Source organism: Kitasatospora sp. NPDC056731 (assembly GCF_040687675.1).
In the GTDB taxonomy this organism is placed as follows: Bacteria; Actinomycetota; Actinomycetes; order Streptomycetales; family Streptomycetaceae; genus Kitasatospora.
The window spans coordinates 17,635-32,958 of the sequence record NZ_JBFBNR010000022.1 but is presented as its reverse complement, the minus strand read 5'-3'; the positions used below and the strand labels follow the sequence as shown (position 1 = coordinate 32,958).

At 74.7% G+C, this 15,324-nt stretch carries 8 protein-coding genes; 1 reads left to right on the top strand and 7 read right to left on the bottom strand.

From position 1 onward, the window contains the following. The first annotated feature begins 145 nt into the window (after positions 1–145). Complete coding sequence (locus AB0R04_RS22990; protein ID WP_363374065.1) at positions 146–709, top strand: MarR family transcriptional regulator; 564 nt, start codon at positions 146–148, stop codon at positions 707–709. Between the two features lie 68 nt (positions 710–777). On the opposite strand, the gene AB0R04_RS22985 is transcribed toward AB0R04_RS22990, so the two are convergent. The 7 genes from AB0R04_RS22985 to AB0R04_RS22955 all read right to left on the bottom strand — a co-directional run bounded on the left by AB0R04_RS22985 (position 778) and on the right by AB0R04_RS22955 (position 15,224). Continuing rightward, the gene (locus tag AB0R04_RS22985; protein ID WP_063351474.1) at positions 778–2,007 is read right to left on the bottom strand and encodes a PLP-dependent aminotransferase family protein; all 1,230 of its coding nucleotides are present in this window, start codon (positions 2,005–2,007) and stop codon (positions 778–780) included. A gap of 65 nt (positions 2,008–2,072) precedes the next feature. Continuing rightward, complete coding sequence (locus tag AB0R04_RS22980) at positions 2,073–3,254, bottom strand: alpha-hydroxy acid oxidase (RefSeq protein WP_363374062.1); 1,182 nt, start codon at positions 3,252–3,254, stop codon at positions 2,073–2,075. Then, positions 3,251–4,348: a 4-hydroxyphenylpyruvate dioxygenase gene (hppD, locus tag AB0R04_RS22975; RefSeq protein WP_363374059.1), complete on the bottom strand. Its 1,098-nt coding sequence runs from the start codon at positions 4,346–4,348 to the stop codon at positions 3,251–3,253. Before hppD ends, AB0R04_RS22980 begins: the two co-directional genes overlap by 4 nt. Before the next feature lie 52 nt (positions 4,349–4,400). Further along, positions 4,401–5,687 (bottom strand): MFS transporter, encoded by a 1,287-nt coding sequence (locus AB0R04_RS22970; RefSeq protein WP_363374057.1) that lies wholly within the window; start codon positions 5,685–5,687, stop codon positions 4,401–4,403. 226 nt (positions 5,688–5,913) lie between these two features. Further along, positions 5,914–6,927, bottom strand: a complete 1,014-nt coding sequence (locus tag AB0R04_RS22965) for an aminotransferase class I/II-fold pyridoxal phosphate-dependent enzyme (protein ID WP_363374055.1) — start codon at positions 6,925–6,927, stop codon at positions 5,914–5,916. Then, positions 6,927–7,973: a class I SAM-dependent methyltransferase gene (locus AB0R04_RS22960; RefSeq protein WP_363374052.1), complete on the bottom strand. Its 1,047-nt coding sequence runs from the start codon at positions 7,971–7,973 to the stop codon at positions 6,927–6,929. Before AB0R04_RS22960 ends, AB0R04_RS22965 begins: the two co-directional genes overlap by 1 nt. A gap of 123 nt (positions 7,974–8,096) precedes the next feature. Continuing rightward, positions 8,097–15,224, bottom strand: a complete 7,128-nt coding sequence (locus AB0R04_RS22955) for an amino acid adenylation domain-containing protein (protein ID WP_363374049.1) — start codon at positions 15,222–15,224, stop codon at positions 8,097–8,099. Positions 15,225–15,324 lie beyond the last annotated feature (100 nt).

Genomic DNA, 15,324 nt, shown 5'->3' with positions numbered 1-15,324 from the left:
TGCCCTAAGCAACTAACTCACCGTCACGCTAACTCGCGGTCAGTGGTGGCGAAAGGGTCCATCCGGTGGCGAACGAATCTGTCCGGAAACCGGTCAGTGGTCGAGAGGGGAGCCACTCCCCGAACGGGGTCGCTACAGTTCCCCCATGCCGGACGCAACAGACAATCCGACCGCCACCTCCGAACTGGAGGAGGTGCTGGCCTCGCTGGCCTACCTGCTGACCCGCTCGCAGGAACACGAGCGCCAGACGGCGCGGGCCGGCATCACGGCGGCGCGCTCGGACGTCTACCTGCTGCGCGCGCTCGCCGAGGCCGAGGAGGTCAGCCGGGTGGGCGACCTGGCCGCCCGGCTGATGGTCAAGCCCTCCCACGTCACCCGGCAGATCGACCGGCTGCAGACCCAGCAACTGGTGGAACGCACCCCGGACGCGCTGGACCGCCGGGCCCGCCAGGTGGCGCTCACGGCCGAGGGACGGGCGATGCTCAACCGTCTGAAACAGGCCAACATCGCCGGTCTGGCCAATGCGCTGGACGGCATTCCGGCACCGGACGTCGCCGCCACGGTCAGCGTGCTGCGGCACTTGGTGGACCGGTACGTGCGGCAGGTCCGGATCAAGATGCTGTCCGAGGACGCCGCGCCCGCGGACCGGGCGGTCGGGGGCGTCGGGGGCGTTGGGGGCGCCGACTCGGGCCCGTCCCACTGCACCTGACGCGAGGGCCCGGCAAGGGAGGGGGCGCCGGAGCGGGCGCCCCCTCCGAGGTCAGGACCGTACGGAGGTCAGGACCGTGCGGCGATCAGGGCGGCCAGCCCGTCCAGCCCGCGGTCGACGGTGTCCGGGTCGACCTGGCTGACGGAGAGCCGCAGTTGCCGCTCCCCGCCCGCGCCCGGGTAGAAGTGCGACATCGGGGTCCAGATCACCCCGTACTCCGAGGCCGAGAGTTCGAGCAGCGCGTCGTCCACCGCGAACGGCACCGTGACCACCAGGAAGAACCCGCCGCGCGGCTCGTTCCAGCTCACCCCGCTGCCGGGCGGGAAGCGCCGGGCCAGGCCCGCCAGGACGAGCGCGAGGTTGCGCCGGTAGAGCGCGGCGACCTCGGTGTTGGCGGCCCGCAGGCTGTAGCCGTGTTCGAGCAGTGCCCCGCCGATCACGGCCTGGGCGATCGGTGAGGTGTTCACCGTGGTCATGCTCTTGATCATGCCGAGCAGGTCGGCCAGCAGGTCGGTGCCGCCCGCGCCGTCCGCCACCGGCTGGTCCGCCACCACGTACCCGACCCGGGCGCCCGGGAGGGCCGTCTTGGCGAAGGATCCGAGGTGGACGACCCGCCGTTCGGTGTCCAGGGCCTTGAGCGAGGGCAGCCGCTCCTCGCCGGCGAAGACGCAGTACGGGTTGTCCTCCAGCAGGAGGAAGTCCTCCTCGGCGGCCAGGGCGAGCAGCTCCCGCCGCAGCTCCAGCGGCAGGCTGGCCCCGCTCGGGTTGGCGACGTCCGGTACCAGGTAGAGGGCGCGCGGGCGCAGCCCCTCGGCCCGGGCGGCGGCCAGTTGGCGGCGCAGGTCGGCGAGGTCCACGCCGTCCGGGCCGTCGGCCACCGGCCGCACCGGGAGGTCGGCGAGCAGCGCCGCGCCGGTCAGCCCCACGTACGTGGGCGAGACGGCGAGCACCACGTCCTCGGGGCCGCGGCGCAGTGCCCGTAGCACCAGGAACATCGCCTCCTGGCAGCCCACCGTCACCACGATCGACTCGGCGGGCACCTCGATGCCCTCGTCCACCGCGAGGTGGGTGGCGATCAGCTCGTGGATGATCCCCTTGGTCCGCCCGTACTGGAGCACCTGCCGCCGGGCCGCCTCCTCGGAGAGCCCGCGCTCGGCGCGCAGGTGGGCGACGTAGCGGTCCAGGTGGCGGTGGACGGCGTCGAGTTCGAAGAACTGCTCCGCCGGGCGGCCCGCGGCGAAGGAGACCGCCTCCGGGTAGCGGATGGAGATCTCGTTGAGCAGGTTCATCGAGGTCATCGCCGGGTCGGCGAGGGAGGGGTGCAGGTCGGCCCGCAGCAGGCCGCGGGGTGGGGCGGTGGTGGTCACGGGGCACTCCAGGTGGGGCAGGGCATGGGGGTGGTGCGCAGCGCGGCGGCCGCGCTCAGGTCGGCGCAGCCCGCGAGACCGAGCGCGTGCCGCAGCTCCGCGGCCAGCAGGTCGAGCACGTGGGCGCAGCCGGCCTCGCCCCGGGCCGCCAGGCCCCAGATCATCGGGCGTCCGAGCAGCACCCCGGACGCCCCGAGGGCCAGGGCGGTGAGCACGTCCGAGCCGCCGCGCACCCCGCTGTCCAGCAGCACCTGGCAGTCGCGGCCGGCCAGCGCCTCGGCGACGGCGGGCAGCGCGCTGATCGAGGGGACGGCCCGGTCGAGCTGGCGGCCGCCGTGGTTGGACACCACCACGGCCTCGGCGCCGAGTTCGGCGGCCCGCACCGCGTCCGCTGGGTCGAGCACCCCCTTGACCACCAGCGGCAGGCTGGTGTGCTCGCGCAGCCAGGCGAGATCCGCCCAGGTGACGGCGGGGGAGAGCAGCTCGGCGGTGTGCGCGGCCACCGCCGAGACGGCGGTGGTGGCCTGGTGGGCCCGCCCGGCGGCGCCGTCTTCGAGCAGGACCGCGCGGACGTCCGCGGGCAGCGCGAAGGCGTTCTTGGCGTCGCGCAGGCGGCGGCCCATGAACGGCACGTCGGCGGTGACGACCAGGCACTCGCTGCCCGCCGCCTCGGCCGCCGCGACCAGGTCGAGCAGCCGCCCCCGGTCGCGCAGCCAGTACAGCTGGAACCAGAGCGTGGCTCCCGTCGCGGCCAGGTCCTCGAAGCCGACGCTGCTGAGCGTGCCGACGGTGAACGGCACCCCCGCCGCGGCCGCCGCCCGGGCCGAGGCCAGCTCGCCCTCGGGGTGGAACAGCCGGTGGTACGCGACGGGCGCCACCGCCACCGGCAGGCTCGCGCGGCTGCGCACCAGGGTGGCGGCGGTGTCGCAGGCGGAGACGTCGGCCAGCACCCGGGGCACCAGGGCCAGTTGGTCGAAGGCCGCCCGGTTGCCGGCGAGGGTGCGCTCGCGCTCCGCGCCGCCCTCCAGCCAGTCCCAGACCTCGGGCGCGAGCGCGGCCCGGGCCGGCTCCGCGTACTCGGCGACGGAGAGCGGCGGGGCGGACAGTGACGGGGTGGAGAGCGGCTGGTGACCAGATGTCGGGTCGGACGGGTGCCCGGTCAGGGCCGGCGCGTTCATCCGGCCACTTCGCTGGCGCTGCGCTGGAGTTCGACGGCCTCGTAGAGGGCGCGGACGTTGTTGCTGCCGAAGGTGCGGGCCCGGATGCGCTCGATCACCTCGAAGAAGAAGGTGCCGCGCGGGTGCTGGGAGCGGGTGAAGATCTGGAACAGCTGGCCGTCGTGGTCCTGGTCGACCAGCAGGTGCAGGGCGCGCAGCTGGTCGAGGGAGTGCCGCAGCGGCGTCAGACGGGCGGGCAGCGCGTCGAAGTACGCGCCCGGGGTGCGCAGGAACGGCACGCCGCGCTCCGCCATCGCGGAGACGGAGTGCACGGCGTCGGCGGAGGAGAAGGCCACGTGCTGCACCCCGGCGCCGCCGTGGTCGGCGAGGAAGGAGGCGATCTGGCCGCCCGCGTCGGGGCTGAGCGGCTCGATCAGGGTGAGCGTGACGCTGTGGTCGGTGCTCTGCACGACCGCCGAGTCCATGCCGAGCGCGCCGACCTCGATCCGCTCCTCGAAGATCATCCGGAAGCCGAAGACCTCGCAGTACCGGCGGACGGTCTCGCGCAGCTCGCCGGAGGGGACGCAGACCGCGAAGTGGTCGACGGAGCGCAGCCCCGTCGTACCGGCACCGGTCACGGGGGCGGCGTCCGGCAGGCCGGGGATCCGGTCGGCGGGGGCCTCGGGGCCGCGTTCGATCAGGGTGTGCACCACGTCGCCGAAGGCGCCGACCACCGCCGTGACGCAGCCGTGCGCGGCCTGCGGCGGGCGCAGCCCGTCGGCGCCCCGGCCGGTCAGCGTCCGGTAGGCGTCGGCGGCGTCCGGCACCCGCAGGGCCAGTGCGCCCACGCCGTCGCCGTGCCGGGCCAGGTAGTCGGTGGCCGGGTGGCCGCCGGCCAGCGGCTGGGTGAGCAGCAGCCGGACGGTGCCCTGCCCGACCAGCGCCGAGAGGCAGCGCTCGGCGGCCTCGCCGCGCTCGGTGGGCGGGACGAGCAGCTCGAAGCCGTACTCGGTGGTCAGCCGGGCGGTCTCGGCGGTGAGGTCGGACAGGTAGAACTCGACGTGGTCCAGTTCGACGGGGAGCGGGGCGGCGGTGGGTGAGGAGCGGTCGGTCATCTGAGGAGCTTTCTGGTGAGGAGGAGAGGAGGTGTCGGGGGTGATCGGGCGATCAGGTGCGCTGGAGGTCCGGGGCGCTCCCGGGCTCGGTGGGGCTCTCGGGCTCTTCGGGGGCCTCGGTCCCGGCGGAGGCCTCGGTCCCGGCGGGGGCCTCGGGCTCGGTCGGGGCCTCGGGCTTGCCGAGCAGGTGGACGGCCGCGAGCAGGGCGCCGAGCACCATCACGGCCAGCACGACCCGGAAGTCCAGGGCGGCCACCAGCCCGGAGCCGACGCCGACCGCGAGGGCCTGCGGGGCGGTGAGCGAGAGGTTGACGGCCGCCTGGGCGCGGCCCATCAGCTGGGGCGGCGTGGCCGCCTGGGCAGCGGTGGCGAGGCCGACCATGGCGGCCGGGATGCCCGCCCCGGCGATCACCAGGCCGGCAGCCACCACGGGGAGGGACGGCGCGAGCAGCAGGACCGTGCCGAGGCCGAACACCACCGACCCCGCCATGACCGTCCGGCGCGGCCCGAGCCGGCCGATCAGCAGACCGCCGACCACCGAGCCGCCCAGCGCCCCGACCGCCTCGATCGTCTCCAGCACGCCGAGGAACTGCGGCGGGCGGTGCAGCCCGTGCTGGGTCAGTGCGAACAGCACCGGCTGGAGCAGGCTCAGCACGAAGCCCGTGACGGCGGTGGCCGCCACCAGCGGGCGCAGCCCGGTCGCGCCGCGCAGGTGGGCGAAGCCCGCCAGCACCTCGGTGCGCCACCGGCGGCCCGAGGGCTCCGGCCTGGGCTCGTCCGCCCGCAGGCCGAGGAAGGCCAGGGCCGCCAGCAGCAGCACGCCGAGGTCGGCCAGCGCCACGGCGCGCCCGCCCAGCCAGCTGTAGAGGCCCGAGCCGAGCAGCGGCGCGACGAGCGTGGTGCCGGCCCGGGCGCTCTGGGTGAACCCGGCTGCTGCGCCGAAGTCCTGACGATCCGTCAGAATCGTACGCAGCAGGGCGCTCTGCGCCGGGGCCAGCACGGCCCCGGCGAGACCGCAGAGCGAGGCGGTGCAGTAGATGATCCAGACCCGGTCCGGACCGTCGACGAGCAGCAGGGGCGTCAACCCCACCGCCACCACCAGGTTGACCCCGACCAGCAGCGGTCTGCGCCGGACCCGGTCGGCGAGCAGGCCGCCCAGCGGCAGGAGCAGCAGCGGCGCGGCGAAGCAGAACAGCACCAGCCCGGCGGCGGAGTTGCTGCCGGTCAGCACCTTGGCCCAGATGCCGAGGGCGATGGAGAGGGCGCTGTCGCCGAGGACGGACAGGGTCTGCCCGGCGAGGTAGCGCCGGAACTCCGGGCGGGCCAACAGCGGGTGCATCGCGGTTCCTTCGCTGCGCCGACGGCGCTTCGGGGTGCTGGACGTGCTGGACGTGCTGTGTGTGCCGTGTGTGCTGAGTTGCTGGGCTGCTCGGCGCGTGGGGCGCGGACGGTGCGCCCTCACGCGCCGTGCGCGGGGACGTGCGGGACATGCGGGACATGCGGGACGTGCAGGGACGTGCAGGGAGGTGCAGGGATGCGCGGGGATCCGCGGACGCGGGGTGCGGTCAGGGAGCGGCGGGCGCGGTGGCGCCGAAGCCCTCGATCACCGCGTCGTTGGCGTCCTTCTCGCCGACGGCGATCCGGATGCCCTGCCCGGCGTAGTAGCGGACGGCCACCCCCCGGCGCTCCAGCTCCGTCCGCAGGGGGAGCTGGTCACCCGGCGCGACGACCCAGAGGAAGTTGGTCAGGCTGGGCGCCACCGTCCAGCCCAGCCCCAGCAGTGCGGCCCGCAGGCGCTCCCGCTCGGCGGCGATCTCGGTGATCCGCCGGTCCACCTCGTCCTGGGCCGAGACGGCGGCCAGCAGGCCCGCCTCCTGGAGCCGGTTCACCGCGTACGGGACCTGGTGGTCCCGCACCCGCTGGGCCACGGACTCCTCCGCGAGCGCGTAGCCGATCCGCAGGGCGGCGATGCCGTGCGACTTGGAGAGGGTGCGCAGCACCACCAGGTTCGGCCACTCGGCGATCCGGTCCGGCACGGCCGGGGCCGCCCAGTCCCGGGCGAAGTCGACGTACGCCTCGTCCAGCAGGATCAGTGCCGTGGCCGGGACCAGGCGGAAGAAGTCCGTCAGCTCCGCCCAGGAGTAGACCGTGCCGGTCGGGTTGTGCGGGTTGCACAGCACGACGATCCGGGTGCGCTCGTCCAGCCGCTCGGCCATCGCGGCCAGGTCGTGCCGGGCGTCGGGGCCGAGCGGGACGGCCCGGGCCTCGGCCCGGGCGATCTCGCAGAACAGCGGGTACGCGTCGAAGCAGGGCGCCGAGTGCACCACGTTGTCGCCGGGCTCGACGACGGCGTGGAAGAGGTCCAGTGCCACGCCCGCCGAGCCGTGGCCGACCGCGACCTGGCCGGCCGGGACGCCCTGCCAGTCGGCGATGATCCCCTCGATCCGCTGCGGGCGGAAGTCCGGGTACCGGTGCAGGTCGCCGGCGGCCGCGGCCAGGGCGGCCACGACGGACGGCAGCGGCGGGCCCGGGTGCTCGTTCTGCGCCAGCAGGTGTCTGGCGGCGGGGGCGGCGGCCATCAGTCGGCCTGGAGGACGTAGAGCCAGGAGTGCGGGGTGGCCAGCGCCTCGACGCGGTCGATCCGCAGCCCGGCGTCGGTGAACAGCTCCTCGTACGTCTCCTTGGTGTGCAGCGGCACGCCCATCATCGCGTGCGCCAGCTCGAAGCCGACCGAGAAGACCGGCAGGGCGCTCTGGGACTCGCCCGGGCCGCGCAGCATGGTGTCGCCGAGCACGAAGGTGCGGGCCTTCGGGAAGGCCTCCCGCATCCGGGTGAAGATCGAGGAGCGGGTGGCCGGGTCGGCCAGCAGGTCGTGCAGCAGGAAGAAGCTCATCACGGTGTCGACCTCGGCCACCTCGGCGGCCTCGGCGTCGTTGTCGATCTGGGTGCCGAGCAGGCCCAGGACGTCGGCCCGGACGGCGGTGACGCGGTCCTGCATCCCGGCCGTGACGATGTCGCGGCGGGCGATGTCGGTGGCCGGGCGGCTGATGTCGATGCCCAGGCCCCGGGTGCCCTCGCGCTGCCCGACCACCCGGCGCACCCGGGCGGAGGTGCCGCTGCCCAGGTCGGCGATGGTGCGGAAGTCGATGCCGGAGAGCACGTCGGTCAGCTGCGCGGCGAACAGCGACTGGTCGCACTGGGCGGAGCCGAGGGCGACCATCGCCTCGTCGCGCAGGACGTCCTCGCTGTAGCGGTGCGTCCCCGCGCTCAGGTGGCCGGCGCGGCCGAACACGTCGTGGTACCCGCCGACGGCCCAGGTGAAGTAGCCGCGTGCGGCGGCGACTTCGAGACCGACCTCGGTGGGCACGTAGGCGGCGCCGTCGGCCTTGACGTAGCCGCAGTCGGCGGCGGCGCGCAGGACGGCCTCCGTCCGGGCGGTGTCGCCGCCTTGGGCGGTGGCCTCGACGGCCGAGAGCGGCTCGCCGCGCCCGAGCTTCTCCAGCACACCGATCCGGTCCAGCGCGAAGATCACGTTGGCGGCGATGAAGCCGTTGTAGGCGTCGGTCGACGTGATCGGCGACGGGGTGACGCCGCGCCAGGTGTCGGGGATGGCGGCAGTGGTCATGGTGGTGTCCGTTTCTCGGTGGGCGGGCCGGGTGCGGCCCGCGCGGTGGGTGCAGGTCGGTGGCCTGCGGTCGGAAGGGATGCGAAAGTCGGTGGGTCGGGAGGCCGGTCAGAGGCCGGTCGCTCAGGAGGCCGGTCGGGCGGTCAGGCGGGCGGCGAGCACCGGACCGATGACGGCGAGCGCCTCGGGGCCCGTCATGGCGCCGTGGGTGCTCGGCACCTCGTGGACGTCGATCCGGCCGCCCACGTGGGGGCGCCAGCCGTCCGGGTCGGGGGCGTCGGCCGGGCGGTCCTTGGCGGCGGTGAAGACCACCGCGTCGCCGTCGTAGCCGGGCAGCGGGAGCGTGTGCGCCAGCTCGGCGTTGGCCTGGAAGACCGCGACCACCCGGGCCACCGCGGCGCCGCTGAGGCCCGCGAGCGGGCCCTCGCCGTGCCGGACCAGTTCGGCGTAGCCGTCCTCGTCCTCGGGCCAGGCGCCGATCTCCCCGGCCGGGTGGCCGAGCGAGTCGAGGATCACCGCCAGCTGCGCCGGGTCGTCCCGCCACTGCTCGGGCCCGGCCTCGCCGCCGCCCGGGTAGGCGTCCAGCAGGGCCAGCAGCCGGACCTCCTCGCCCTGGTCGCGCAGCAGCGCGGCGATCGCGTGGGCGACGGCCCCGCCGAAGGACCAGCCGAGCAGCGCGTACGGGCCCTCGGGGCGGACGGCGCGGATCTGCGCGAGGTAGTCGCGCGCCAACTCCGCGACGGAGGAGGGGCGGTGGCTCGGATCGGCCAGGCCCGGGGCCTGGAGGCCGTAGATCGGCTGCTCGGCGTCGAGGTGGCGCAGCAGCCCCGTGTACACCCAGCTGATGCCCGCGGCCGGGTGGACGCAGAACAGCGGCGGGCGCGAGCCCCGGGTGCGGATCGGCAGCAGGACGGGGAAGCTCTCGGCGCCCGGCCCCCGGGCGAGCCGCTCGGCGAGCCCGGCGACGGTCGGCGCCTCGAACACGGTGCGGACCCCGATCCCCTCGCCCGCGCCGACCAGCTCCCGCAGCCCCGCGACCAGCCGGGCGGCCAGCAGCGAGTGCCCGCCCAGTTCGAAGAAGTTGTCGTCCACGCCGACCCGTTCGAGCCCGAGCACGTCGGCGAACAGCCCGCAGAGCACCTCCTCCTGCGGCGTGCCGGGTGCCCGCCCGGCGCCGGGCCAGGCGGCGGTGTCGGGGGCGGGGAGGGCGCGGCGGTCGACCTTGCCGTTGGCGGTGAGGGGGAGGGCGTCCAGGGCCACGACGGCGGAGGGCACCATGTAGTCGGGCAGGGTCGCGCCGACGTGGGCCCGCAGGAGGGCCTGGTCGACCGTCTGACCGGGCCGGGCCACGGCGTAGCCGACCAGGCGCCGGTCGCCGGGGCGGTCCTCGCGGACCAGGACGAAGGCCTGGGCGAGGGAGGGGTGCCGGACGAGGGCGGCCTCGATCTCGCCGGGTTCGATGCGGAACCCGCGGACCTTGACCTGGTGGTCGGTGCGGCCGAGGTACTCCAGGGAGCCGTCGGCCCGGCGGCGGACCAGGTCACCGGTGCGGTACATCCGGCTGCCGGGGGCGTCGTACGGGTTGGCGACGAAGCGCTCGGCGGTCAGGCCGGGCCGGTTGAGGTAGCCCCTGGCCAGGCCGGCGCCCGCGAGGTAGAGCTCGCCGACGACCCCGGCGGGGACGGGCCGCAGGGCGGCGTCGAGGACGTGCAGCCGGGTGTTCAGGATGGGCCGGCCCAGCGGTGGTGCGATCCGGCCGGACAGCGGGGTGGTCATGCTGGCGCAGACGGTGGACTCCGTCGGTCCGTAGGCGTTGACCATCCGCAGGCGGGCGGACCAGTGCTCGACGAGGTCGGGCGGGCAGGCCTCCCCGGCGACGGCCAGGGTCTCGACGTGCGCGAGCGCGTCGGGGGGCAGGACGGCCAGGGCGGTCGGCGGCAGGGTGACGTGGGTGACGCCCTGCTCGGCGATCAGTTCGGCCAGGGCCGGGCCGGGCAGCAGCTGGTCGGCGGTGCCGAGGACGGCGCGGGCACCGGTGAGCAGAGCCATGCTGAGCTCGGCGACGGCGGCGTCGAAGGAGGGGGAGGCGAACAGCAGGACGCGGCTGTCGGGGGTGGGCGCGAGACTCTCGCGCTGGCTCTCGACCAGGGAGGCGAGGCCGGTGTGGGGGACGACGACGCCCTTGGGGCGGCCGGTGGAGCCGGAGGTGTAGATGACGTACGCGGCGGCGTCGGGGGCGGAGGCGGGCTCGGTGGCGGTTTCGGCGTCGGCTTCGGCGTCCGTGAGGTCGTGCGCCGGGTGGCCGGAGGTGTCGAGGTCCTCGACCAGCAGGCAGGGGACGGTGCTGTCGGCCGGCAGGCCGGCGGCCACCGTGCTGGTGGTGAGGACCAGGACGGGGGCGGCGTCGGCGAGCATGTAGGCGATGCGGTCGGCCGGGTAGCGCGGGTCGAGCGGGAGGAAGGCCGCGCCGGCCTTGAGGACGGCGAGCTGGGCGACGATGAGCTCGGTCGAGCGGTCCAGGGCGATCGCGACGAACCGCTCGGGGCCCGCGCCGTGTGCGGTGAGCAGCCGGGCGAGGCGGTTGGCGCGTCCGTTCAGCTCGGCGTAGGTGAGCTGCTCGGCGCCGAAGGCGAGGGCGACGGCGTCGGGGCGGGCGGCGGCCTGGGCCTGGAAGAGCGCCGGGAAGGTGGCGGGGGCGACGGGGTGGTCGGTGTCGTTCCAGGCCGTGATCAGCTGCCGGCGCTCCTCCGGCGCCAGGATCTCCACCTGGCCCACCCGCTGGTCCGGGTCGGCCAGCACCGCGCGCAGGGCGCGCTCGAACCGCGCGGCCGTCGCCGCCGCCGTGGCCCGGTCGAACAGGTCGACGGCGTACTCGACCGACAGCTCCAGCCCGGCGGGGGCGCCGTCGCGGTCGAAGGTCTCGCCGAAGGCGAAGGTCAGGTCGAACTTGGCGAGGTCCGAATCCAGCGCCTCGACCCGGCCCGGCAGGCCGCCGAGGCGGATCTGTCCGGCGTCGCCGCCCGAGGTCAGCATCACCTGGCAGAGCGGGTGCCGGGCCGTCGAGCGCGCCGGGTTGAGCAGCTCGACCAGGCGCTCGAAAGGCACGTCCTGGTGCCCGAAGGCGTCCAGGGTGCCGATCCGGACGCGCTCCAGCAGCTCCCGGAAGCTCGGGTCGCCGGAGGTGTCGGTGCGCAGCACCAGGGTGTTGACGAAGAAGCCGACCAGGTCGTCGAGGGCTTCGTCGGTGCGCCCGGCGACGACGGTGCCGATCGGCAGGTCGGTGCCCGCGCCCAGGCGGCCCAGCGTGGTGGCGAGTGCCGCCTGCATCACCATGAACACGCTGGCCCGGCTCTGCTGCGCCAACTCGACCAGGGCGCCGTGGAGTTCACCGTCCAGGTGCAGTTCCACCGCCGCGCCCCGGCGGGTCGGCGTGGTCGGGCGGGGGCGGTCGTAGGGGAGCGCCAGTTCCTCGGGGAGGCCGGACAACGTCTGCTGCCAGTGGGCGAGTTGTTCGGTGAGCAGGGTGGTGGGTTGCTGTGGGGTGCCGAGGAGTTCGTGTTGCCAGAGGGCGTAGTCGGCGTACTGCACGGGGAGGGGCTGCCACTGCGGTGCGGTGCCCGTCAGTCGGGCCTGGTACGCGGTGGCGAGGTCGTGTAGGAGGGGGGCGACGGACCAGCCGTCGGTGGCGATGTGGTGCATGAGGACGAGCAGGACGTGTTCGTCGTGCGGGAGGGAGAGCAGCGTCGCGCGGACGGGCAGGTCGTGGGCGAGGTCGAAGACCTCCCCGCCGGCCTCGGCCAGGGTGGCCTGGAGCTCGGCCTCGGTGGCCACCGGCACGGTGTGCAGCGGGAGTTCGGGACGCTCGACGATCAGCTGGTGCGGCTGGCCGTCGGTGGTCGGGTAGACGGTGCGCAGCACCTCGTGGCGGTCGAGGACGTCCGTCAGCGCGGCCTGGAGGGCGGGGGCGTCGACCCGGCCGGTCAGGCGCACCGCGCACGGGGTGTTGTAGAGCGCGCTCGGGCCCTCGAACTGCTCGATGAACCACAGGCGTTGCTGCGCCGGGGAGAGCGGGATGCGCGCGGGTCGGTCGACGGGCCGCAGGGCCGGGCGGGCCGTGCCGGAGGCGGGCAGGACGGCGGCCAGGGCGGCGACGGTCGGGGCGTCGAACAGGGCCCGGATGGGCAGTTCGGTGCTGAGGGCGGCGCGGATGCGGCTGACCAGCTTGGTGGCGAGGAGGGAGTGGCCGCCGAGGTCGAAGAAGCGGTCGTCGATGGTGACGGTGGTGAGTCCGAGGACGTCGGCGAAGAGTGCGCAGAGGGTTTGTTCGGTGTCGTTGCGGGGGGCGCGGCCTTCGGTGGTGCTGGTGTAGTCGGGGGCGGGGAGGGCGCGGCGGTCGACTTTGCCGTTGGCGGTGACGGGGAGGGTGTCGAGGATGACGACGGCGGCGGGGAGCATGTAGCTGGGGAGGGTGTCGGTGACGGCTGCGCGCAGTTCGCCGGCGGTGACGGTGTCCGCGCCTGTGCTGGCGAGGGTGGTGTAGACGACGAGGCGTTTGTCGCCGGGTTGGTCTTCGCGGACGTGGGCGAGGGCTTGGCCGACGGCGGGGTGGGCGGTGAAGGCGGCTTCGACTTCGCCGAGTTCGATGCGGAAGCCGCGGATCTTGACCTGGTCGTCGGCGCGGCCGAGGAATTCCAGGACGCCGTCGGTGGTCCAGCGGGCGAGGTCGCCGGTGCGGTACATCCGCTCACCGGAAATGAACGGGCAGGCGACGAAGCGTTCGGCGGTGAGGGAGGGGCGGCCGGTGTAGCCGCGGGCGAGTCCGGCGCCGGCGATGTACAGCTCGCCTGCCACGCCGGCGGGTACGGGCTGCAAGGCGGTGTCGAGCACGTACGTCCGGGTGTTGGCCAGCGGACGGCCGATCGGCACCACGTTCGGGACCGCCGAGGAGGGGGTCATGGTGAAGGTGGTCTTGATGGCCGTCGTCTCGGTGGGCGCGTAGACCGCGACGACGGAGGTGTCCGGGCACGCCTGGAACAGCCGGCGGACGGCCTCGGGCGGGACGACGTCGCCACCGGTCCACACCTGCCGGACGGCCCGGAAGGCCTCCGGCGTCTCCTCGGCCATCAGCCGCAGCAGGCCCGAGGGCGCCTGGACCAGGGTCACCCGGTGGGTGGTGATGGTCTCGGCGAGGCGCCGGATGTCCAGCTCGCCGGGCTCGGCCAGCACGATCGCCCCGCCGGTGACGAGCGGCGCCCAGATCTCGGTGGTGGAGGCGTCGAAGGCGGTGGGCGAGTGCAGCAGGACGCGCTCGTGGTGGCCCGCGCGGAAGTGCTGGTTGCCCAGCAGGTCCACCACGTTGCGGTGGGTGACGGCGACGCCCTTGGGCAGGCCGGTCGAGCCCGAGGTGTACATCACGTAGACCAGCTGGCCGGGGTGCACGGGCACGGCCGGGTCGCCCGCCTCGGGGGCCGTGGCGAGCAGCGCGTCGGTGACCTCGACGGTGGTGAAGCCGCCGGTGGCGAGGACCGGGTGCCCGTGGTGGGCCGGGTCGGTGAGCAGCAGGCCGGTGCGGGTGTCGGTGAGGATGTGCTGGAGCCGGTCCAGCGGGTAGCGGTCGTCCAGCGGGACGTACGTGCCGCCCGCTTTGGCGATCGCGAGGACGGCCGTGAGCAGCCCGGCGGAGCGCTCCATCAGCACCGCCACCGGCTGCTCGGCGGTCAGGCCGCGCGCCAGCAGCAGGGCGGCGAGGCGGTTGGCGCGGCCGTTCAGCTCGGCGTAGTTGAGCTGTTCGGCGTCGGTGATCAGTGCGGGGGCGTCGGGGGTGGCGGCGGCCTGGGCCTCGAACAGCCGGGGCAGGCTGGTGTCGGGCACCGGTGCGGTCGGTCCGTTCCAGTCGGTGAGCAGGTGCTCGCGTTCGGCGGGGTCGAGGATCTCGATGCTGCCGATCGGGGCGTCCGGGTCGGCGGCGACGGCGTGCAGGACGCGCAGCAGCCGCTCGGCGAGGGCGGTCGCGGTGGCGTGGTCGAAGAGGTCGGCCGCGTAGTCGACGGCGCCGCGGACACCGAGGCAGTCGCCGTCCGCCGTGAGGTGCTCGACGAAGTTGAAGTTCAGGTCGAACTGGGCCTGGGCCTCGCCGGCCTCGACCGGCCGGGCCGTCACCGGGCCGAAGGCGAGATCGCCGGCCCGTTCCGTGTTCAGGGTGACGAGCGACTGGAAGAGGGGGTGGCCGGCGGTGCGGGTGGGGTTGAGGTGTTCGACCAGGCGCTCGAAGGGGATGTCCTGGTGGTCGTAGGCGTCGAGGTCGGTGCGGCGGACGCGGTCCAGCAGTTCCCGGAAACTCGGGTTGCCGCTGGTGTCGGTGCGCAGCAGCAGGGTGTTGACGAAGAAGCCGACCAGGTCGTCGAGGGCTTCGTCGGTGCGTCCGGCGACGACGGTGCCGATCGGCAGGTCGGTGCCCGTACCGAGGCGGGTGTAGAGGGCGGCGACGGCGGCCTGCAGGGCCATGAAGAGGCTGGCGTTCTGCGTGCCGGCCAACTCGGCCAGCGCGGTGTGCAGTTCGACGTCGAGTTCCAGCTCCGCGGCGCCGCCCCGGCGGGTGGGCGCGGTCGGGCGGGGGCGGTCGTAGGGGAGCGCAAGCTCCTCCGGGAGGCCGGACAACGCCTGCTGCCAGTAGGCGAGTTGCAGGGAGACGACGCTCTCGGGGTCGTCCTCCTCGCCGAGCAGCTCGCGCTGCCAGAGGGTGTAGTCGGCGTACTGCACCGGCAGCGGCTCCCACTGCGGCTCGGTGCCGGCGAGCCGGGCCTCGTAGGCGGTGGCGAGGTCGCCGAAGAGCGGGGCGACGGACCAGCCGTCGCTGGCGATGTGGTGCGTCAGCAGCAGCAGGACGTGCTCGCCCGGCGCGGGGAGGGCGTACAGCCAGGCGCGGACGGGGAGGTCGGTGGCGAGGTCGAAGACCTGCCCGGCGTCCTCGCGCAGCCGCTCGGACAGCTCGGCCTCGTCGGCCACCGGCACCCGGTGCAGCGGCGGGCGCCCCTGGTCGAGGATGTGCTGGTGGGGCTGGCCGTCGGTGGTCGGGAAGACGGTGCGCAGCACCTCGTGCCGGGCCACCACGTCCCACAGCGCGCCTTCGAGGGCGGCGGCGTCGAGCTCGCCGGTCAGCCGGAGGGCGAACGGCGTGTTGTAGAGGGCGCTCGGTCCCTCGAACTGCTCGATGAACCAGAGCCGCTGCTGGGCGAACGACAACGGGATCAAGGTCTGCCTCCGACTGGCGACTTACGGGTGCTGTGACTGCTGGGGCTGGTGGGGTTCGGCGGTCGCGGGACGCGGCGGGCCGCGCCGCCGGCCGGGCCGG

What these genes read in the sequence shown, in the direction of transcription:
- AB0R04_RS22990 (WP_363374065.1), top strand. Translation starts at nt 146, where the DNA reads ATGCCGGACGCAACAGACAATCCGACCGCCACCTCCGAACTGGAGGAG.
- AB0R04_RS22985 (WP_063351474.1), bottom strand. Translation starts at nt 2,007, where the DNA reads ATGACCTCGATGAACCTGCTCAACGAGATCTCCATCCGCTACCCGGAG.
- AB0R04_RS22980 (WP_363374062.1), bottom strand. Translation starts at nt 3,254, where the DNA reads ATGAACGCGCCGGCCCTGACCGGGCACCCGTCCGACCCGACATCTGGT.
- hppD (WP_363374059.1), bottom strand. Translation starts at nt 4,348, where the DNA reads ATGACCGACCGCTCCTCACCCACCGCCGCCCCGCTCCCCGTCGAACTG.
- AB0R04_RS22970 (WP_363374057.1), bottom strand. Translation starts at nt 5,687, where the DNA reads ATGCACCCGCTGTTGGCCCGCCCGGAGTTCCGGCGCTACCTCGCCGGG.
- AB0R04_RS22965 (WP_363374055.1), bottom strand. Translation starts at nt 6,927, where the DNA reads ATGGCCGCCGCCCCCGCCGCCAGACACCTGCTGGCGCAGAACGAGCAC.
- AB0R04_RS22960 (WP_363374052.1), bottom strand. Translation starts at nt 7,973, where the DNA reads ATGACCACTGCCGCCATCCCCGACACCTGGCGCGGCGTCACCCCGTCG.